General features: G+C 72.7%; 20 protein-coding genes and 1 pseudogene. 10 read left to right on the forward strand and 11 right to left on the reverse strand.

The features are described from left to right. Positions 1 to 18: 18 nt before the first annotated feature. Entirely contained in the window at positions 19 to 228 is a 210-nt protein-coding gene (locus H4687_RS04415; protein ID WP_046914601.1) for an MbtH family protein, read from the forward strand. 64 nt (positions 229 to 292) lie between these two features. Here the strand turns inward: H4687_RS04415 and H4687_RS04420 are convergent, their stop codons facing one another. Genes H4687_RS04420 through H4687_RS04430 form a run of 3 tightly spaced genes read right to left on the reverse strand, consistent with a single transcriptional unit; the run spans position 293 to position 4,979 of the window. Next, a complete protein-coding gene (locus H4687_RS04420) occupies positions 293 to 1,360 on the reverse strand; it encodes an iron-siderophore ABC transporter substrate-binding protein (RefSeq protein ID WP_046914600.1) in 1,068 nt (355 codons plus the stop codon). Next, positions 1,360 to 3,228, reverse strand: coding sequence for an ABC transporter ATP-binding protein (locus H4687_RS04425; RefSeq protein WP_046914599.1), 1,869 nt, complete (start codon positions 3,226 to 3,228; stop codon positions 1,360 to 1,362). Before H4687_RS04425 ends, H4687_RS04420 begins: the two co-directional genes overlap by 1 nt. Then, positions 3,225 to 4,979 (reverse strand): ABC transporter transmembrane domain-containing protein, encoded by a 1,755-nt coding sequence (locus H4687_RS04430; RefSeq protein WP_046914598.1) that lies wholly within the window; start codon positions 4,977 to 4,979, stop codon positions 3,225 to 3,227. The genes H4687_RS04425 and H4687_RS04430 overlap by 4 nt, the downstream gene beginning before the upstream one ends. A 375-nt stretch (positions 4,980 to 5,354) precedes the next feature. Here H4687_RS04430 and H4687_RS48410 point away from each other — a divergent pair, with 375 nt between their 5' ends. Further along, positions 5,355 to 5,606 carry an amidohydrolase family protein gene (locus tag H4687_RS48410; protein WP_046914597.1) on the forward strand — a complete coding sequence of 84 codons (252 nt, stop codon included), beginning with the start codon at positions 5,355 to 5,357 and terminating at the stop codon, positions 5,604 to 5,606. A 238-nt stretch (positions 5,607 to 5,844) separates the two neighbouring features. Here H4687_RS48410 and H4687_RS04440 read toward each other — a convergent pair whose 3' ends face one another. Then, complete coding sequence (locus H4687_RS04440) at positions 5,845 to 6,336, reverse strand: hypothetical protein (protein ID WP_046914596.1); 492 nt, start codon at positions 6,334 to 6,336, stop codon at positions 5,845 to 5,847. A gap of 175 nt (positions 6,337 to 6,511) precedes the next feature. Here H4687_RS04440 and H4687_RS04445 point away from each other — a divergent pair, with 175 nt between their 5' ends. Continuing rightward, a complete protein-coding gene (locus tag H4687_RS04445; RefSeq protein ID WP_046914595.1) occupies positions 6,512 to 7,192 on the forward strand; it encodes a hypothetical protein in 681 nt (226 codons plus the stop codon). On the opposite strand, the gene H4687_RS04450 is transcribed toward H4687_RS04445, so the two are convergent. Next, positions 7,158 to 7,295 carry a hypothetical protein gene (locus tag H4687_RS04450; RefSeq protein WP_225966599.1) on the reverse strand — a complete coding sequence of 46 codons (138 nt, stop codon included), beginning with the start codon at positions 7,293 to 7,295 and terminating at the stop codon, positions 7,158 to 7,160. The two genes, H4687_RS04445 and H4687_RS04450, sit on opposite strands and share 35 nt — an antisense overlap. Before the next feature lie 83 nt (positions 7,296 to 7,378). Here H4687_RS04450 and H4687_RS47415 point away from each other — a divergent pair, with 83 nt between their 5' ends. Then, positions 7,379 to 7,507 carry a hypothetical protein gene (locus H4687_RS47415; protein ID WP_264086497.1) on the forward strand — a complete coding sequence of 43 codons (129 nt, stop codon included), beginning with the start codon at positions 7,379 to 7,381 and terminating at the stop codon, positions 7,505 to 7,507. Positions 7,508 to 7,517: 10 nt separating this feature from the next. Continuing rightward, positions 7,518 to 7,982 carry an RpiB/LacA/LacB family sugar-phosphate isomerase gene (locus tag H4687_RS04460; RefSeq protein ID WP_046914594.1) on the forward strand — a complete coding sequence of 155 codons (465 nt, stop codon included), beginning with the start codon at positions 7,518 to 7,520 and terminating at the stop codon, positions 7,980 to 7,982. Here H4687_RS04460 and H4687_RS04465 read toward each other — a convergent pair. The 4 genes from H4687_RS04465 to H4687_RS04480 form a co-directional block, all read right to left on the reverse strand. Continuing rightward, positions 7,954 to 8,958: a serine/threonine-protein kinase gene (locus tag H4687_RS04465; RefSeq protein ID WP_046914593.1), complete on the reverse strand. Its 1,005-nt coding sequence runs from the start codon at positions 8,956 to 8,958 to the stop codon at positions 7,954 to 7,956. The genes H4687_RS04460 and H4687_RS04465 overlap by 29 nt on opposite strands. After that, positions 8,951 to 9,601 carry a hypothetical protein gene (locus tag H4687_RS04470; RefSeq protein ID WP_050398557.1) on the reverse strand — a complete coding sequence of 217 codons (651 nt, stop codon included), beginning with the start codon at positions 9,599 to 9,601 and terminating at the stop codon, positions 8,951 to 8,953. Before H4687_RS04470 ends, H4687_RS04465 begins: the two co-directional genes overlap by 8 nt. Before the next feature lie 5 nt (positions 9,602 to 9,606). Next, a complete protein-coding gene (locus H4687_RS04475; protein ID WP_050398556.1) occupies positions 9,607 to 11,934 on the reverse strand; it encodes an FHA domain-containing protein in 2,328 nt (775 codons plus the stop codon). 108 nt (positions 11,935 to 12,042) lie between these two features. Then, on the reverse strand, positions 12,043 to 12,453 hold the full coding sequence (locus H4687_RS04480) for a hypothetical protein (RefSeq protein ID WP_046919422.1): 411 nt from the start codon (positions 12,451 to 12,453) through the stop codon (positions 12,043 to 12,045). 417 nt (positions 12,454 to 12,870) lie between these two features. Between H4687_RS04480 and H4687_RS04485 the strand changes: the two genes are divergently transcribed. Then, positions 12,871 to 13,260 (forward strand): nuclear transport factor 2 family protein, encoded by a 390-nt coding sequence (locus H4687_RS04485; protein ID WP_046919423.1) that lies wholly within the window; start codon positions 12,871 to 12,873, stop codon positions 13,258 to 13,260. A 37-nt stretch (positions 13,261 to 13,297) separates the two neighbouring features. Beyond that, positions 13,298 to 13,411, forward strand: a pseudogene (locus H4687_RS46195) (DUF1905 domain-containing protein); the annotation flags it as partial. Here the strand turns inward: H4687_RS46195 and mgrA are convergent. Then, positions 13,404 to 14,402 carry an L-glyceraldehyde 3-phosphate reductase gene (gene mgrA, locus H4687_RS04490; protein WP_046919424.1) on the reverse strand — a complete coding sequence of 333 codons (999 nt, stop codon included), beginning with the start codon at positions 14,400 to 14,402 and terminating at the stop codon, positions 13,404 to 13,406. The pseudogene H4687_RS46195 and the gene mgrA sit on opposite strands and share 8 nt — an antisense overlap. A gap of 125 nt (positions 14,403 to 14,527) precedes the next feature. On the opposite strand from mgrA, the gene H4687_RS04495 reads away from it, so the two are divergent. Then, positions 14,528 to 15,433 (forward strand): LysR family transcriptional regulator, encoded by a 906-nt coding sequence (locus H4687_RS04495; protein WP_046919425.1) that lies wholly within the window; start codon positions 14,528 to 14,530, stop codon positions 15,431 to 15,433. Here H4687_RS04495 and H4687_RS04500 read toward each other — a convergent pair. Then, positions 15,423 to 17,135 (reverse strand): helix-turn-helix domain-containing protein, encoded by a 1,713-nt coding sequence (locus tag H4687_RS04500; RefSeq protein WP_192781648.1) that lies wholly within the window; start codon positions 17,133 to 17,135, stop codon positions 15,423 to 15,425. The two genes, H4687_RS04495 and H4687_RS04500, sit on opposite strands and share 11 nt — an antisense overlap. A 246-nt stretch (positions 17,136 to 17,381) precedes the next feature. Between H4687_RS04500 and H4687_RS04505 the strand changes: the two genes are divergently transcribed. Together H4687_RS04505 and H4687_RS04510 are read left to right on the forward strand one after the other, a co-directional pair. Continuing rightward, the gene (locus H4687_RS04505) at positions 17,382 to 18,002 is read left to right on the forward strand and encodes a hypothetical protein (protein ID WP_050398555.1); all 621 of its coding nucleotides are present in this window, start codon (positions 17,382 to 17,384) and stop codon (positions 18,000 to 18,002) included. A 106-nt stretch (positions 18,003 to 18,108) separates the two neighbouring features. Next, positions 18,109 to 18,624: a mycothiol transferase gene (locus H4687_RS04510; protein ID WP_046920157.1), complete on the forward strand. Its 516-nt coding sequence runs from the start codon at positions 18,109 to 18,111 to the stop codon at positions 18,622 to 18,624. Positions 18,625 to 18,628: the final 4 nt, after the last annotated feature.

Genomic DNA, 18,628 nt, shown 5'->3' on the forward strand with positions numbered 1-18,628 from the left:
GCGAGAAAGAGGAATGCGATGAGCAACCCGTTCGAGGACCCCGAGGGCACCTACCTGGTGCTGGTCAACGACGAGAACCAGCACAGCCTGTGGCCGGACTTCGTGGAGGTGCCGGCCGGCTGGCGGGTGGTGCACGGACCCGATTCGCGGCAGTCCTGCCTGGACCACGTCGAGGCCCACTGGACCGACATGCGGCCGCGGAGCCTGGCCGAGTCGATGGACGGCTGACACGAGGGACACGGGAAGGGGGGCCGGTCGGTGACCGGCCCCCCTTCCCGTACCTTCTGCCGCGTCAGGACGCGGGCTGCTCCACCTCGGTGTCCGTCTTGCCGTCGACGGCCGCCGCCAGCTGCGGGGCCAGCCGCTCGACCACGTAGGGCAGGCTGAGGACGGAGACGAAGGACGTGGCGTTGCCGTAGTCGCTGCTCTCGTTCACGAAGACCTCGCGGCCCTCCTTCACGACCCCCAGGTCCTTGTACGAGGCGTCCTTGTGCAGCTTCGCGGCGTCCTTGGCCGGGTCGCCGACGATCCACACGATGACGTCCTGGTCCAGCAGGTCGGTGCGCTCCTTGCTGATGTTCGCCCCGAACCGGTCGCCGATCGCCTTGTCCAGGTCGGCCGGCAGGGAGAAGCCGAGGCCGGTCAGGAGCCGTGAGCGGGCGTCCTCGCTGCCGAAGACGAACATGCCCTCGTACGGGGTGGCCATGACGGCCGTCGCGCCCTTGAACGCCGGGTACTTGTCGGCGGCGGCCTTGATCTTCGCCTCGGTGTCGGCGACCGCCTCGGTGGCCTCCTTCTCCTTGCCGAGCGCCCTGCCGATCGTCTCGGTCTGCTCCTGCCACGGCACGCCGTAGTCGTTGTACGCCTTCGGCTGGGCGACCACGGGCGCGAACTTGGACAGCGACTCGTACTGGTCCTTGGTGAGTCCGCCGTACACCGCGAGGATCAGGTCGGGCTTGAGGGCGGCGATCTTCTCCACCTGCGGGCCGGTGCCCGTGTCCTTGAGGACGGTCGGGGCCTTCGCGGAGCCCAGCTTGTCCTCGGCCCAGGGGCCGATGGCGCCCTTGTAGCCGCCGAGCCACTCGGTGGTGCCGACGGGGACCTTGCCGAGGGCGAGGACCGCGTCCTGGTCGGTGAGGCCGACGGTGACGATCCGCTCGGGCTCGGCCTCGATGGTCGTACTGCCGTACTTGTGGTCGATGGAGACCGGGAAGGCGGACCCGCCGGAGGACGTGCTCGCCTCCGCGCCGGCGCCCGAGGTGTCGGAGTCCGAATCGCCGCCACCGCACGCGGTGGCGAGGAGCAGGGTGGCGGAGGCGAGCACGACGGCGAGCCGTGGCGCTCTGCGGGAGCGGAACATCAGAGGTCCTTCGGTTCGGGGTTCTGCGGAGCGGTACGTGTGGGGGTCTCGGAGGCCGGCCGGGGGCCGGTGTCGCGGGCGTCGGACCAGGCCGACCAGAGGGCGGCGTAGGGGCCGCGCGCGGCGTGCAGTTCGTCGTGGGTGCCGCTCTCGACCACCCGGCCGGCCTCCATGACGACGACGCGGTCGGCGGTGGCGGCCTGGCTGAGGCGGTGGGCGACGATCAGCGCGGTCCGGCCGTCCACCGCGCGGGCGACCGCCTTCTCCAGCGTGCGCGCGCCGGCGCTGCCCGCCTCGGCGGTGGCCTCGTCGAGGATCACCAGGGGCGGGTCGGCGAGGATCAGCCGGGCCAGGGCGAGGGCCTGGGTCCGTTCGCCGCTGAGCCGGTGGCCGCCGTCGCCGACGACCGTGGCGAGCCCGTCGGGCAGGGCCTCGGCCCAGGCGAGGGCGTCGACCCGGTCGAGGGCGGCACGCAGTTCGTCGTCGCCGGCGTCGGGCTTGGCGAGCCGCAGGTCGTCGGCGAGGGGGCCCGCGAAGACATGGGTCTCCTGGGTGATCAGGGCGATGGTGCGGGAGGCGGCGGAGCCGAGTTCGGTGGGTGGGACGCCGCCCACCAGGACGCTGCCGGTGGTGGGGGGCTGGATGCCCGCGACGAGCTTGGCCAGGGTGGTCTTGCCGGCTCCGCTGGCACCGACGAGGGCCACGCGTTCGCCGTGCCGGATGGTCAGGTCGATGTCGTGCAGGACGGGATGGCCGGGCCGGTAGGCATGGCCGAGACCCCGGACGGTGACGTCGGCGCCGCCGGTCCGCACGGTGTGCGCCGGCGCCGGGGGTACGGGCTCGTCGGTGACGCCGACGAGCCGGGCGAGGCCCGCCGTGGCCGACTGGGCGTCGTCGAGGAGGGCCAGGGCCGCGTTGACGGGGCCGAAGAGGTTGTGGAAGTACAGGGCTGCGGCGGTCGCGGTACCGATGCCGGCCGAGCCGTCGCGGACCAGCCAGTAGCCGGTGACCAGGACGGCGGCGAGACCGATGTACTCGGCGATGTGCAGCCGGCTGTAGAAGCCGAGGACGAGCCGTACGCCCCGCATCGTCAGCGCCACCACGGACCAGGAGCGTTCGGTGACCCGCTCGGTGTGCTCCCTGCCGAGCCGGAACGCCCGCACGGTGGAGCTGCCCCCGATGGTGTCCAGCATCTGCTGCTGCTGGGCACCGGCGGCCACCCGCTGCTCGGCGTAGAGCGGGATGGCGCGGCTGACGTACCAGCGTGCGGTGGCCGCCTGGACGGGGACCGCGAGCAGCGCGGCCAGCAGGAACCGCCAGTCGAGCAGGGCCATGGCGCCGAGGGTGAGGACGATGGTGAGCAGGGAACTGCTCAGCGCGGGCAGCGCGTTGCGGACGGCGTCGGCGATGAGGGAGACGTCTGCGGTGACCCGGGCGGTCAGGTCGCCGGCGCCGGCCTTCTCGACGCGCTCCAGCGGGAGGGCGAGGGCCCGTTCGACGAAGCGTTCGCGCAGCCGGGCCAGGGTCGTCTCGCCCAGCCGGGCGATCTGCGACAGCCCGAACCCGGCGGTGACGCCCTGGACCACGGCGACGGCCACCAGGAGAACGGCCGTGACCGTGATGGCGTCGGCGGACCCGCGGTCGGCGGCCAGGTCGACGATCCGGCCCAGCAGGGGCTGGACGAGCAGGCCGACGGCGGTGGAGGCGACCATGACGGTGAAGGCGGACAGTGCCAGTCGCCGTTGCGGGCGCAGCAGTTCGGCGACGGCGGCGCGGGTGCGGGCGGGTGTGGCGACGGGCAGCAGTGCGGGTCCGGTGCGGTCGTCGTCGCGGGGAGCGGCTTCGACGGCGTCGGATGGCTCGGTCATGTGAGTACCGCCGTACGGTAGTCGGCGCACTCGTGGACGAGGCGCTCGTGGTCGCCGGTCGCGGTGACCCGGCCGTCGCGGAGGAGGACCGCGCGGTCGGTGACGGCGAGCAGGGCCGGGCTGTTGGTCACCAGGAGCGTGGTGCGTGCGCCGCGGACGTCCCTGATCCCGGCGGCGATCCGGGACTCGGTGACGGCGTCGACGGCGGTCGCGGGCTCGTGCACGACGAGGACGGGCGCGTCGGCGGCCAGGGCGCGGGCCAGGGCCACGCGCTGACGCTGGCCGCCGGAGAGCGAACGGCCGCGTGCGGTGACGGGCGTGTCCACGCCGTGGGGCAGCGCGCGGACGACCTCGTCGGTGCCGGAGGCCACCATCACGGCGGTGACGCGGGGTGAGTCGGCGGTGGCGCGCGCCGATGGACCCGTCGCCGGTACGGCCTGCGCGGGGGCGCCGACCGCCGCCGTGACGTTGTCGAGGACCGTCCCCTCGAACAGGTCCGCGTCGTGCTCGGCGACGAGGATCGCCGCGCGTACGTCGGCCAGGCCCAGCGCGGTCAGTGGCGTGCCGTCGAGTTCCACGGCGCCCTCGGCGGGGTCGACGCGGCGGCCGAGGACGCGGAGCAGGGCGGCGGCGTCGGCGGGGTCGGTGGTGGCGATGCCGACCATCTCGCCGGGGGCGATGTCGAGGTCGAGGGCGCGCAGGGTGCCGTACGTGAGGGCGCGCAGCGTCAGCCGTCCCTCGACGCCGTCCGCGGGGAGGCCGTCGGCTGAGGGGGCGTCGGACACGTCACCGGGGGCTTCGAGCACCTCCGCGATCCGGGCGGCGGAGGCGCGGCCCTGGGCCAGTTCGGCGTTGACCCAGGCGAACTCGCCGAGCGGGCCGACGAGGAACAGGGCGAGCCCGACGGAGGAGACGAGTTCGCCGAGGCCGATGTCACCGCGGGCGGCGAGGCGTCCGCCGACGAGGGCGACCAGGGCGATGAAGGCGCCGGTGAGGATGGTGACGACACCGTTCTGCCAGGCCTCGGCGCGGGCGGCGCGCAGGGTCGCGGCGAGGGAGTCCTGGCTGACGCGCCGGTAACGGCTGACAGCCGCCCGCTCGGCTCCGATGCCCTTGAGGACGCGCAGTCCGGCCACCAGGTCGGCGGCGACGCCGGAGGCCTGCGCGGCACGTTCCTGTTCGGTCTCGCTGCGCCGTTCCAGGGGCTTGCTCAGCAGGTGTCCCAGCCACAGCAGCAGCGGGGTGCCGAGGAGGACGAGCAGGCCCAGGGCGAGGGAGACCCGCAGCAGCGCGACCGCTCCGACCACGAGACCCGCGGTGGCGGCGAAGGCGACGATGAGGGCCATCGCGACGGCACCGACCCGTTTGGCGTCCTCGGTGGCGATGTTCGTCAGCTCGCCCGGCAGCCGCCCCTCCTCGGCACCGCCCTCGGGGGCCAGGACGCGGCCGACGAGTTCGGTCCTGAGGTGGTGGGCGGCCGTGACGGCGGCGCGCTCACCCGCCCTCGCGCTGAAGCGGAAGCTGAAGGAGAGTCCGACATACACGACGGCGAGAACGGCGAGCCACAACAGCAGTCCGGGGACGTCACCGTCCACGACTCCGCGCTCGATGGCCAGTCCGATGAGCACCGGCACCAGGGCCTCGCCCGTCTGGTGGCCCATCCCGAGGACCGCGCCCACCAGGACATCCCGACGCTGTCCGCCGACCGCACGCCACAGGACGTTCCGTCCCGGCGGGTCCGCCTTCCTCACGTGCCCCTCCGGACCGGTTTCACCTACACAGAAGAAGTACAAGAAACTTAGGTAAGGCTAACTACATTTGCCTTCCCGTGACCAGCCCCGAGACGTCTTCGAGACCTGACCGAGCTTGTCCGAGGCCGGGGGCGCCATCCGATTGACGCGCCAACTTGCTTACTCAGCACGCCAGTTCATCGTCGTCATCCAGCCGAACTTCCTGCGCCACTACGGCGACGACTACGCCACGACCATGGGCGAGGACCGGGCCGGCTGGCTGCACCGGGGCCGGGTCTTCCTCGACCACGGCGTCCGGGTCGTCGGCAGCTCGGACCGCCCGGTCGCGGACGGCCCCCGGTCGCGGACGGTGCCCCGCTGCGGGCGGTCCGGTTCATGGTGGAGCGGGCCTCGGAGTCCGGCCGCCTCATCGGCGCGGACGAGGCGGTCACCGTCGAGGAGGCTCTGCGCGCGTACACGATCGAGGCGGCACGCGCCTGCCAGGGGGAGAGCGACGCCGGCACCCTCGCCCCCGGCAAGCGGGCCGACCTCGTGGTGCTGGGCGACGATCCGCGCCGGGTGGAGGTGTCACGCATCGGGGAGATCGAGGTGGTGCGGACGTTCGTCGAGGGTGAGGACACGTCCTGACGGGGTGAGGGGGCTTGGGCTGCGGGATCGCGGCCCATCGCTTCGGGGAAGAACAAACGGCGGCCGCTGACGGACAGCCGGTTCGAGGGTCGGCTGCGCCGTCGCCGCCGACCCGTACGACTGCGTCGGCGTGGCGTGCTCGGGGCAGGTCGAGCCCCGGTCGCCGTGTCCGGCTCTCGGACTCGGACTCGGACTCGGACTCGCCCGCGCCCGCGCCCGCGCCCGCGCCCGCAACGCGTCAGCCGATCCGCGGTTCCGCCAGCAACACCACTCGGTCTGACGCGACGTCGAACCCAAGGACCGGATGCCCCTGGTCTCGGTCGCCCTCGGACACCAGCACCACCGGCTTGCCCAGTCGGCGCCCGATCGCGCGGAGAAGTCCGCTCAGGAGTTCCAGCCGTTCTTGCCCCCGCAACTCCCGCAGGTCCACGTCGAAACCGATCTCGTCGGCCGACTCCAACCGGAAGATCGCCAGGACATCCGGCACCGGCCAGACCCACAGATCCGCGCACTCGCCATCAGCGGGCCGCGAGAACATCTCTTCGGCCCGCGGCATCGGCATGATCCCCCCGCCTTCGGAGTACTCACTCCGCCAGCCACTCGAAACGATCAGATCAAGCACCGTCTGCCAGTCCTGGACCGTGGTTCCCGTGACCCACACGTCCGGCAGGTACCCCTCCCACTCAAGGTCGAAGAAGCCCTTCACGTCATCCCACCGCAGCTCGGACACCGGGCAAGGGTGGCCTCAGTGCGGACACGAGCGCACCCGGATTTCCCCCACCGAGCCCCCAGGTCCCACGCCATCCGTGGTCGGAGCCCCCAGGCCGCACGGGAAGTCACCGAAGTTGTATACGCGGAGAGTCGGACGCCCAATACTGTGCGCAGACGTCGTCAGGGGGCGCGAGATGAAGTGGTTCCAGCGCGAGCGCGCCGCACAACAGGCAGTCGTGGCACCGCCGTTGGCCGGGCCCGGCAAGAGCGACGAACCCCCTCGGCAGGCACCCCCGCTGCTCACCGCGGGCGGCCCGCCGATCCAGCGGATCGGCGGCGAGGGTGATCAGGTCACCCAGCTGACCACCGGGAAGGGTCCGGTCATCCTCGACATCACGCACACGGGGGCCGGGCACTTCGTCGTGGACGCGCTGGACGGGCGGCTGCACTCCCAGAGCCAACTCGTCTACACCGACGGGCCCTTCTCGTGCCGTGCCCTGGTGAACGCCGACGACCGGCCGGTGCGGGCGCTGCGGATCCAGGCGGACGGACCGTGGACGGTCGACGTGAGGCCGGTGTCGAGCGCGCTCCCCTGCGAGGGCCACACCGTGCGTCCCGCCTCGGACGTACTGCGCCACACCGGCGGCCCGGGGATCGCCACCCTCCGGTACGAGGGCGATCCGCGGTCCGAGGACGGCGGCTACTTCCTCGTCGACACCTTCGAACCGGACGGCAGCGCCTTCCTCGACGAACTGGCCAACCACGTGGGCCCCTGGCACGGCGAGGCCCCCCTGGCCGGCCCCTGCCTCATCCACGCCCGCTCCGACGGCCCGTGGTCGATCACCGTCCGGCCGCTGGAGCAGCGGGGCCGATGATGCCGACGCCGTCTCGGGCCAGGGACTCGTAGTACGCCTTCTGCGCCGGGTAGCAGTCCTCGAAGTCGGGCCGGGGCCCGCCCCGGCGTGCGGCCGTGAGCATGTCCAGGTAGTACTCCCAGCCGGGGCCGATCGAGCCGACGGCTGGACGAGGAGCGTGAGGGCAACGTCCGCAGCCTCGCCCTGGTGCCGGAGGGCTGGTTCGAGGAGGACATCGCCGGATTCGCCGACAACCTCCAGCGGTTCGACACCAGCATCGAGCGGCTGCACGGAAAGGCATGGCCGCGCCCGGAGCCGGGGGCCGGGGCCGGGTAGCCTCGGGGGCATGCGGATCTCCGTCTCCTCGGACATGGACGAGCCCGTCGCCCGCCTCCTTCTCACGGAGTTGCGCGACCGGGGCCATGAGGTGCTGACCCACGGCGCGCTGCGCGTGGGGGACGACGCCAGGTGGGCGGCCTGCTCGGAGGCGGCGGCGCGCGATGTCGCCGCCGGGAGGGCGGACCAGGCCGTCGTGTGCTGCTGGACGGGCACCGGCGCGTCCATCGCCGCGAACAAGGTGCCCGGGATACGGGCGGCCCTGTGCGCGGACGCCTACACGGCCGACGGTGCCCGGCGCTGGAACGACGCCAACGTCCTGGCGATCGGGCTGCGGCTGACCTCCGAACCGCTGCTGAGGGAGATCCTCGACGCCTGGTTCGCCGCCGAGGCCGGACAGGACGCCGACGACCGGGAGAACGTGGCCCTCGTCGAGCGTCTCGACCTCAGCCGGGGTACCGGCCGGAGCGGATGAAGACGGGCGCGGCCCACGGCGGCGGTCGTGGCGGGGCCTCGGGCGGCCCGGAGGCCTTCGGCGCGACCGACCGGGTCGGCGCGTGCCCCGCCGGGAAGCCGTGTGCGGCGTCGGCGGCCCGGAGCGCGGCCACGAAGGACAGACAGGAGTCGTAGCGGTCGTCCGGGGACTTGGCCAGCGCCGTCGCCAGCACCCCGTCCACGGCCGGCGGCAGATCGGGGCGTCCGGCGGTCAGCGGGGGCGGCTCGTCGTACTGGTGGGCCCACAACAGGGCCATGTCGTCGTCCCGTTGGAACGGCGGCCGGCCGGAGAGCGTCTCGTGGACGACGCAGGCGAGGCTGTAGACGTCGCAGCGGCCGTCGACGGGCTTGCCTGAGATCTGCTCCGGGGCCACGTAGTCCAGGGTGCCCACGAACTGGCCGACGCTGGTGAACCCGGTCAGGGACAGGGACTTCTTCGTCAGACCGAAGTCGGTGAGGTAGACGTGCTCGGGATGATCGCTGTCGGTGCCCTGCGCGACCAGGATGTTGCCGGGCTTCACGTCCCGGTGCACCAGCCCGTGATCGTGCGCCGCGTCGAGCGCGGAGGCGACCTGGGCCGCGATCCGGGTGGCGGTCGTGACCGGCAACGGGCCCTCCCGGTCCAGCAGATGCCGCAGATCGCTGCCCGCGACGTACCGCATGGCGATGTAGAGGACCCCGTCCGTCTCGCCCGCCTCGAAGACCGGCACGATGTGCGGGTGGTCGATCGCCGCGGCCACCCGTGACTCGTGTGTGAAACGGCGCCGGAAGGTGTCGTTGCGGGCCAGTTCCGGGGCGAGCAGCTTCAGCGCGACCGTCCGTTCCAGGCGCAGGTCCAGCGCCTGGTAGACGACGGCCATACCGCCCCGGCCGATCTCGCGTTCGATGCGGTAGCCGGCGATCTGCCGTCCGACCAGCTCGGAGGGGCGCCCCGCGTACGGCTGTGTCTCACTCATCGCGGGTCACCGGCGGGACCAGCCGGGTGGGTTCGTGATCGTGCGGCCGGTCGGTCGCGCGGTCCCGCGCCGGCCCGGGACCGGGTTCCGCGACGACGCGCGTCGCCTCGGGGGCGGGAGCGGCGGTGGGCGGGGGATGCGGGGCGGCCGGCGTCGTATGCGGGGTGTCGCCCACGGCGAAGGTGCTCAGCCGGGTCCCGTCGCAGTACACCCACCGCTCGTGCGCGGCGTCGAACAGCCACAGCGACTCGCCGTCGACGACCACACCGATCCGCAGCCCCTTCGTACGGTCGCGGAAGGCCTCCCCGTCGCGATGTCCCGCGGCGAGCGCCTCCGCCTCGGTCCGGTAGCGCGACAGGGCCTCCTCGGCCCGGGCCAGCAGCGGACGCGGGTCGGCGGTGCGGGCGGCGTCCGCGCCGGCCGCCGGCGGGTCCTGGGGTACGGCGACGAGCAGACGGGCGTCGATCCAGGCGGACCAGCCGTTGGCGCACAGGGCGTGACCCCAGTCACCGCGCCGCTCCAGCAGCTGGACGGGCAGCAGCGCGTCGAGGGCCGCGGTGGGGCGGGAGGGATCGGGGAGTTCCCAGGCGGGCAGTCCGCCCGGCGGGACGACATGGGTGGGAAGGAAACCGGGGGTCGTCATCGCGGCTACTTCCGCATCACCGCGGGTTCACGGCGGCGCAGCAGCCGGGCGACGAGCCAGCCGCAGAGCAGCGACAGGACGACGAGCATCCCCATGTCGAGCAACCACACGCCCGCCGAGTGTGCGAACAGCGGGTCCGTCGTGTCGGGGACGATCCGTTCGAGGTCGATCGTGCCGGCCATCGCGGCGAACGCCCACCGCGACGGCACCAGCCACGCCAGCTGTTCGAGGACGATCGTGCCGTTGACGTCCAGCAGCGCGCCGCAGAACACGACCTGGACGATGGCGAGGAGCACCAGCAGCGGCATGGTGACCTCCTCCTTGCGCACCAGCGCGGAGACCACCAGGCCGAGCATCATCGCGGTGAAGGCCAGCAGCGCCACGGCGACCGTGATCTCGACCAGGGGCGGCATCAGCACCCCTTCGCCGCCGGGGGCGTTGAGGTCGACGCCGAGCAGGGCGACCAGGGTGAGGACGACCGCCTGCAGGACGGTGATCGTGCCGAGGACGACGACCTTGGACATCAGGTACGCGGATCTGGACAGACCGACGGCCCGTTCACGCCGGTAGATCACCCGTTCCTTGACCAGTTCGCGCACGGCGTTCGCCGCACCCGTCAGCACCCCGCCCACACACAGGATGAGCAGCGCGTTCATGGCGGTCTCCCGGTCCAGCGTGCTCCCCGCGAGTGCCCTGGCCATCGCGCCCATCACGAACGGCAGCGCGATCATGATGGCGAGGAAGGTGCGGTCGGCGCCGAGCGCGGCCGCGTACCGGCGTACCAGCGTGCCCAGTTGGGCGCCCCAGCTCTGCGGTTTGGGCGGTGGTGCCACGGCGACCGGCTCGGGGTCGTCGGGCAGATACGGCCGGCCCATGGAGGTGGTGACGTACTGGCGCTGGAAGGGCGAGTCCCGGTACTCCCCCGCCCAGTCCCGCTCCTGGTCGCGTTCGAAGGCCTCGAAGGCCTCCGGCCACTGTTCGAACCCGAAGAAGGCGAGGGTGTCGTCCGGCGGGCCGTAGTAGGCGACCTTGCCGCCGGGCGCGAGGACGAGGAGCCGGTCGCAGACGTCGAGGCTGAGGACGCTGTGGGTGACGACGATGACCGTGCGGCCGTCGTCGGCGAGGCCGCGCAGCATGTGCATCACCGAGCGGTCCATGCCCGGGTCCAGGCCGGAGGTCGGTTCGTCGAGGAACAGCAGGGAGGGCTTGGTCAGCAGTTCCAGGGCGACGCTGACCCGTTTGCGCTGGCCGCCGGAGAGGCTGTGGATGGGCTGGCCGGCGCGTTGTTCGAGGCCCAGTTCGCGGATCACCTCGTCGACCCGGGCCTGTCGCTCGGCCTTCGCGGTGTCCTGCGGGAAGCGGAGTTCGGCGGCGTAGGACAGGGCCCTGCGGACGGTCAGCTGTGCGTGCAGGATGTCGTCCTGCGGGACCAGGCCGATGCGCTGGCGCAGTTCGGCGTAGTCGCGGTAGAGGTCGCGGCCGTCGTAGAGGACCGTGCCGCTGTCGGCCGGGCGCTGCCCGGTCAGGGCGTTCAGGAGCGTGGACTTGCCGGCGCCGCTGGGGCCGACGACGGCCAGGAGGCATTTCTCGCCGACCGGAAACGAGACCTTGTCCAGGAGCGTCTTGCGGCCGCGGTCGACGGCCACGGTGAGTTCCTGGACGTCGAGGGAGACCTCGCCGGTGTCGACGTACTCCTGCAGTTGGTCGCCGACCAGGCAGAACGCGGAGTGCCCGATGCCGACGATGTCACCGGGGGTGACCGGGGCCCGGTCGACGGGCGCGCCGTTGAGAAACGTGCCGTTGTGGCTGCCGACGTCGACGATCTCGTACGTGCCCTCCGGCCGCGCCCGCAACTCCGCGTGCCGGCGGGAGACGATGAGGTCGTCGACGACCAGGTCGTTGTCGGAGGCACGGCCGATGCGGACGGTCCGCTCGGGCAGTGGGCGGATGCTGGTGGGCCGGCGGAAGGTGCCGGTGGAGGCGGGTCGGAAGATGCCGGAGGGGCGCTCGGGGGCGAGACCGGTGAGGACCGCTCGGGGGCCGTCGGGCAGGCTCCCGAAGTGGATGACGGTCCCGGGGCCGACGTCCCACTCGCGGACGCGGTGGCCGTCGGCGTACGTGCCGTTGGTGCTGTGCTCGTCCTCGATCGTCCAGTGACCGGCCTCGGCCCGCAGCACCGCGTGGTGCCACGAGACCCGGTCGTCGTCGAGGACGACGTCGCTGAGCGGGTCGCGTCCCACGTGGTACGCGTGGTTCGGGGTCATCACCGTGGAGCCCGACTCGGTTTCCAGCACGAGTTCGGGCGCGGTCGGTGCGATGGACCGCTCTGCCATGCAGAGAATTCTACCGATTCACCCGGATATGCGCCCGGCCGCCGCGGCGAGGCCGGGTGACGGCGGTGAACCTCGACTCCGGGGCGTGACCGCCGGACGGTCCCGGGGTCAGGCGGCGGGAGCGGCGATGCGCTGGGCGATGCGCTGCATGCGCACGGCGTCGACGGACTCCGCGAGCAGTTCGTACTCCGTGGTGTCGTCGTTGGTCGCGATCCGGACCAGGTTCCCGGCCGCCAACTCGTCGGCCACCAGGTCCTGTTGCGCTTCGTCGGTGGACCAGGCACGCAGCAGGGCCGGTACGTCCGGCACGGTGTCGGCGACCGGAACGACCGCGTTCGGGGGGAAGTTCGGGTTCTCGGGGCGCGGGTCGAGGCGTTCGGCGATCCATAACGCGCGGTCGCGCATCCACCACAGGGCCAGCGCCAACGTGGGGGCGCGGTAGGTTCCGAGGGGCACGCCGACACGCTGGCCGCCGCACCACCCGTACGCGGTGACATGGCACAGGAATTCGTCGTGCACGCTTCGCTCCCCCGATCGCATGCCGTTCCGCCCGACCTCGCTCGCCGCGCGGACTTGCTCCCGCCTCACAGATTTGCCGACGTCCGGCGACCCGAGAGTCACGCACAGTGACGCGATGCACGCGCACGGGTGCGCGTTCGTTCATGACTCAATCGCCCTGTCAGTCGAGTATCGCCACGGCTGACACTCTGTCACCATGCCAATTCGGCCAGTCTCTTGGCATATGCGAGCGCGCGCGTGGCCGAAACGATGCGCTGGGCCCTCCGACCGGGCCTTCCTCGGGATGACCTCCGAGGTAATCGACGCCTGCGGCACGTCCGGGCATCGTGTGCGGTGCCGGATCACGAGGAGGCCGCATGCGGCCGCGGATCCGGTCACCGTTTCCTACGCAGATCCCCGAGAAAGGGTTCAACGATCATGCCCGCGAATCAGGAGAGCCCGGACCGCTACGAGACCGCCGTCGCCCGCTACTTCGAGGCCTGGAACGCGGACGGCGAGGAGGAGCGGGCACGGGCGGTCACCGCCGCCTGGGCCGCCGACGGCGGCTACACCGATCCGCTGGCCGACGTGCGCGGCCACGAGGAGATCGCCGCCCTGATCACGGCGGCCCGCAAACAGTTCCCCGGCCTCGCCTTCCGCCTGACCACGGCCGTGGACGGCCACCACGGCACCGCCCGCTTCGCCTGGGAGCTGGTGGACGAGGCGGGCGGCGGGGCGCCGGTCGCCGGGTTCGACGTGATCACGCTCGACGCGCAGGACCGCATCCGGAGCGTGTACGGCTTCCTGGACCGGGTGCCGGCGGCGTAGTCCCGGCGATCGGCGTCGTAGCCCCCAAGCTGCGGGGCTGCGCAAGTGCCCCGCCGAAGGCGGCTGGACCTACCCCGTACGGCCCCGGTCCGCCGCCTTCTTCGGTACGCGCGGCCCGGTGAAGGTCCGCGGCACCATCGAGGTCAGCCCTTGCCCTCGATGATCGCGTCGATACGGGCCAGTTCGTCCGCCTCGAAGCCGAGGTTGGCGATGGCTCCGACGCTGTCCTCGATCTGCCGGGCGCTGCTCGCGCCGACGAGGGCGGAGGTGACCCGGCCGTCGCGCAGCGTCCAGGCCAGGGCGAGCTGCGCCAGCGTCTGGCCGCGGGACGTGGCGACCTCGTCCAGGGCGCGGAGCCTGCCCACCAGGTCCTCGGTGACGGCGTCCGACCGCAGGAACGGGCTGTCGCTCGCGGCGCGCGAGTCCTCCGGGATGCCGTCGAGGTAGCGGGAGGTGAGCAGGCCCTGTTCCAGCGGGGAGAAGACGATGGAGCCGACCTGGAGCTCGTCGAGGGCGTCGAGCAGGCCCTCGCTCTCCGGGCGCCGGTCGAGCATCGAGTAGCGGGGCTGGTGGATGAGGAGCGGGGTGCCCAGCTCGCCCAGGATGCGGGCGGCCTCCCGGGTCTGCTCGGCCGAGTAGTTCGAGACGCCGACGTACAGCGCCTTGCCCTGCTGGACCGCCGTGTGCAGCGCGCCCATCGTCTCCTCCAGCGGAGTCTCCGGGTCGGGGCGGTGCGAGTAGAAGATGTCGACGTAGTCCAGGCCCATGCGCTTCAGGCTCTGGTCCAGCGAGGAGAGCACGTACTTGCGGGAGCCCCACTCGCCGTACGGGCCGGGCCACATCAGATAGCCCGCCTTGGTGGAGATGACCAGTTCGTCGCGGTACGGCGCGAAGTCGGACCGCAGGGCCTCGCCGAGGGCGGACTCGGCGGAGCCGGGCGGCGGGCCGTAGTTGTTGGCCAGGTCGAAGTGGGTGACGCCCAGGTCGAAGGCGCGGCGCAGGATCGCGCGCTGGGTCTCCACGGATCGGTCGGGGCCGAAGTTGTGCCACAGGCCGAGCGACAGCGCGGGAAGTTTCAGACCGCTGCGTCCGGTGCGCCGGTAGGGCATGTCCGCGTAGCGGTCGGGGTGTGCGGTGTACAACGCGACTCCAGAGGTCGGCACGGTGGGAGCGGAGTCCCTGAGAACCGGGGCCCACTCTTTCGCGACCTGGGGGCATTGGTCCAACAGAAGAATCCGATGGGATTCAGCGTCTACGCTTCTCAGTCATGGAACTGCGTCACCTCCAGCATTTCGTCGCGGTGGCCGAGGAGGAGCACTTCACCCGGGCCGCCGAGCGGCTGCTGGTCTCCCAGTCGGGTCTGTCCGCCTCCGTACGGTCACTGGAGCGCGAGCTGCAGACGCCGCTGTTCGTCCGGACGACCCGCCGGGTGACGCTCACCCCGGCCGGGCGGGCGCTGCTGACCGAGGCGGAGCGGATTCTGGCACAGGTGCGGTCGGCCCGTGAGGCGGTGGCGGCCGTGCAGGGCGTCCTGCGGGGCATGCTCGCGCTCGGGTCGGAACAGTGTGTGGCCGGGCTGCATGTGGCGGGGCTGCTCGCCTCCTTCCGGCGGCTGCACCCGGACGTGGAGATCTGCCTGCGGCAGGCGGGCTCGGGCGCGCTCGCCGAGGAGGTGGCGAGCGGACGCCTGGATCTGGCGTTCGCCGTGCGGACGGCGCAGGAGGACACCGACCAGCTGCGAGTCGTCCCGCTGTCCAGCGAGCCGATGACCGTCCTGTGCCATCCCGGTCACCGCCTCGCGGCCGTCGGCGCCGCCGTGAGCCCCGAGGAGCTGGGCGGCGAGGTCTTCGTCGACTTCCACCCGGACTGGGGCCCGCGCCGCGCCACCGACGCGGTGTTCGCCGCCGCGGGTGTCCGCCGGTCCGTCGCCCTGGAGGTCAACGACGTGCACAGCCTCCTGGACCTCGTCGACGAGAACCTCGGCGTCGCCGTCGTCCCGCGCCACTTCCGCCACAAACGCGACTCGCTCGTCGCCCTCCCCGTCAAGGGCACCGGCGAGAGCGTGTACGAGACGGTGGCCCTGCTGCCGCCCCCGCAGGCCACGAGTCCGGCGGCGCGGGCCCTGCTGGAACTGCTGGACCCGCCGGTCGACTGTGCCCGGATCAGTCCGTGAGGGGCACCCACCGGTGGTTCTCGGTGGCGTACGTGTAGCGCGGCAGCCCCTTGATCGCGGTCGTGCGGAACGGCCGGCCGCCGTCGTCGATCCGGACCGTGCCGGTACGGCCCTCGGAGGACCACTCCAGCTCCAGGTACCACTGGCAGTCGCAGGTCTCCGTCTCGGCACTGACCATCAGGACCTCCGGGTCATCGGCGGACACGCTGTACGGAAACCGCACGGCGGGCAGCGGGATGTCCAGGTCGGCGCCGTCGACCGGGCGGGCGATCGGCCGGTTCTTGTCCAGGTCGACGTCGAAGTACCGGGGGCTGACCCGGCCTCCGCAGCCCTGGTCCATCGCGTAGGCGTTGCCCGCGGCGGGTGCGGTGCGTCCGACGACGCGCACCCGCAACGCCGTCAGGACGACGGCCGCGGACTTCCGCCCCTGCACGGTGATGTCCACGATCGTGTTCCGCCCGTGCACGGCCCCCTGCGTCGCGGCCCAGGCACCCGCGTCCTGTGGCGGCGGGGGCGGGGGAACTTCTTTCGGCGGCTTGGCGATGACGTAGTCGTGCCCGCAGCCGAGGTTCCAGACCTGTGAGTCGGCCGTCCAGGTCAGCGGCACCCCGGTGGCCGGGGGCCGCGCCTTGCCGGTCTCGCCGCCCTTCGTGGGGCTGCTCGGGGGCTCGCCGGGGGTGGGCGAGGCCGTGCCGGAAGGGCTCTTGGTTCCGTCGGGAGAAGGGGACGGGCTCGTGGGCGCGGTCGACGGACGCTGGGCACCCGATGTCGTACGCGCAGGTGCCGGGCCGCCGCCCGGGGCGGCGCTGTCCGCCGGGGGACGCCCGGACGGCAGGGCGGCGATGCCGCCCAGCGTCACGAGGAGCACCGCGACGACGGCCCCGCTGACGAGCGTACGCCGACGACGGTGCCAGGGGCGGCGGGCCGGGGCGGGGGCCGGGGCGCAAAGCGCGTCCGGTGGAGTCGGCGAGGCTCCCTCCTGGTCCTGGAGCGTCTGCCCCGCCGCGTCGGCGGTGTCGGACCGTCCCGGGTCGGCCGCCTGCGCGGAATCGGGCGACTCTGCGGCCTCGGACGGTTCGGCGGGTTCGGGCGGCTCGATCGGATCGGACAGGTCGGACAGGGCGGACGAATCTGATGCATCGACGGGCCCGGATGCCCCGTCGGCTGCGGACGGCTGGACGGACTCGGACGCCCCGCCGGCTGCGGACGGCCCGGCGGCAGAGCCGGTCCCCCCAGCTCGGGACGGCCCCGCGGCCGCGACCGACCCCCCGGCGGCCTCGGTCAACCCCGCCGCCTCGACCGGCGCGCCTGCTTCCGGCGTCGGCGCGCCGACCTCCGACGCGGCCGTTCCCGACGCGGTCGCTCCCGGCTCGGCCGCCCCCCGCCGCCCCGCCTCCGGCCCCGCCGCCCCGGCCCCGGCAGCGTCCGCCCCGGCCCCCCGCACCCGCTGCCGTGTCGCCATCGCCGACAGCCACAGCCGGTGGAGTTCCAGCCGCTCCTCCCCCGTCGCCCCGCACAGGACGGCGAAGCGCTCGACGGGTGCGAAGTCGAGCGGGACGGTGTCGCCCGCGCAGTAGCGGTGCAGCGTGGAGGTGTTCATGTTGAGGCGCCGGGCGAGCTGCCCGTAGCTGCGGTCCGTGCGTTCCTTGAGACGCGTGAGCGACGCCGCGAACGCCTGGACGTCGTCCCGTGCTGCCGACACTGTTCCCCCGTGCTCTCCCCGGCCCGGGCGGTATCCCAGGCACTCCCTATACGTGCACGTCAGAAGGGCTGGGATGGTTCCATGGGCGCCGATGGTCCGTCGGCCGTTGCGCCCGCACCCCGTGACGGCCGATGCTCCTGGTGTCGCACCGACCAGGGCCGGACGGACCATCCGGCGTCGTCGGCGCGGCGGGCACCACACCCACATCCACGTACCCGTCGAGGTACACGTTCACGGGGGACACCCATGCCCAGGCGCACCCGAGCGCACACGCTCACCGCACTCGTCGTCGCGGGTCTCACCGCGGGCTCCGCACTCGCCGCCGGCGCCTTCCCGGCGGCCGCGGCGCAGGCGAGCGGCGCACCGAAGTACCTGTCGGCGTCCCAGCTCCCGCCTCACCCCTCGTCCTCGTGGACGGCGGGCACGATCGAGGACGGCGTCCCCGAGGAGCTGCGGTACTGCCTGGGCGACGCGCTCCTGGCCTACGACGTCAACCACCGCTCCTTCCGGACGGACCTGGAGACCAGTGCCAGGCAGCTCGTGGTCGTCGCCGGCAGCGCCGGCAAGGCCAAGGCGCTCGCCACCCGGCTGAACAAGGACTTCCGGGACTGTGTCAGCGAGTCCTCCGACCCGGACGTCGAGGCCGAGTACCGGGACCTCGGGACGCTGCCCGTCGAGGAGGGCGCCCACGTCCACGGCGTCGCCACCGTCACGTCCTGGGGGGCCATGGACATCCGGCTGCTGTCGGTGGGCCGGGACGGCCGGACCGTCACCGTCGTGGACTGGGGCCAGATGGGCGGCTTCAAGGACGCGCCGGTCAAGGCGTTCAAGAAGACGACCACCACCGCGGTCAACAAGCTCTACTGAGCATCACCGCACCCGCGCCGTCCCCGTTCGGTGGAAGGTCACCGACCACGGCACCGTGAACCGCGGGGGCGGTGCGGGAGCGGCCCGGATGCTCGATGGTGGACGTATGGATGTGAAGGACGTTCTCATCGACGCGTTCGACCGGATCAGGGAGGAGGTCCACGCCGTCGTGGACGGACTGTCCCAGGCCGACCTCCACGCCCGGCCCGCTCCCGACGCCAACTCCGTCGCCTGGCTGGTGTGGCACCTCACCCGGATCCAGGACGACCATGTGGCCGACGCCGCCGGACGGGAGCAGGTCTGGCTGTCCCAGGGCTGGGAGAAGCGTTTCGGGCTGGCCCTGCCGGCCCGGGACACGGGCTACGGGCACAGCCCGGCGCAGGTGGCGCAGGTACGGGTCGGCTCGGGTGACCTGCTCACCGGATACTTCGACGCCGTGCACGAACAGACGGGGGAGTTCGTGCGCGGCGTCGATGCCGACGCCCTCGACCGGATCGTGGACGAGCGGTGGACGCCGGCCGTCACCCTCGGCGTACGCCTGGTGAGTGTCCTGGCCGACGACCTTCAGCATGTCGGCCAGGCTGCGTACGTACGAGGGCTGGTCCGGCGCGAGGGCCGCTAGCAAC

The sequence above is a fragment of the Streptomyces stelliscabiei genome, assembly GCF_014873495.1.
GTDB classification, from domain to species: domain Bacteria; phylum Actinomycetota; class Actinomycetes; order Streptomycetales; family Streptomycetaceae; genus Streptomyces; species Streptomyces bottropensis.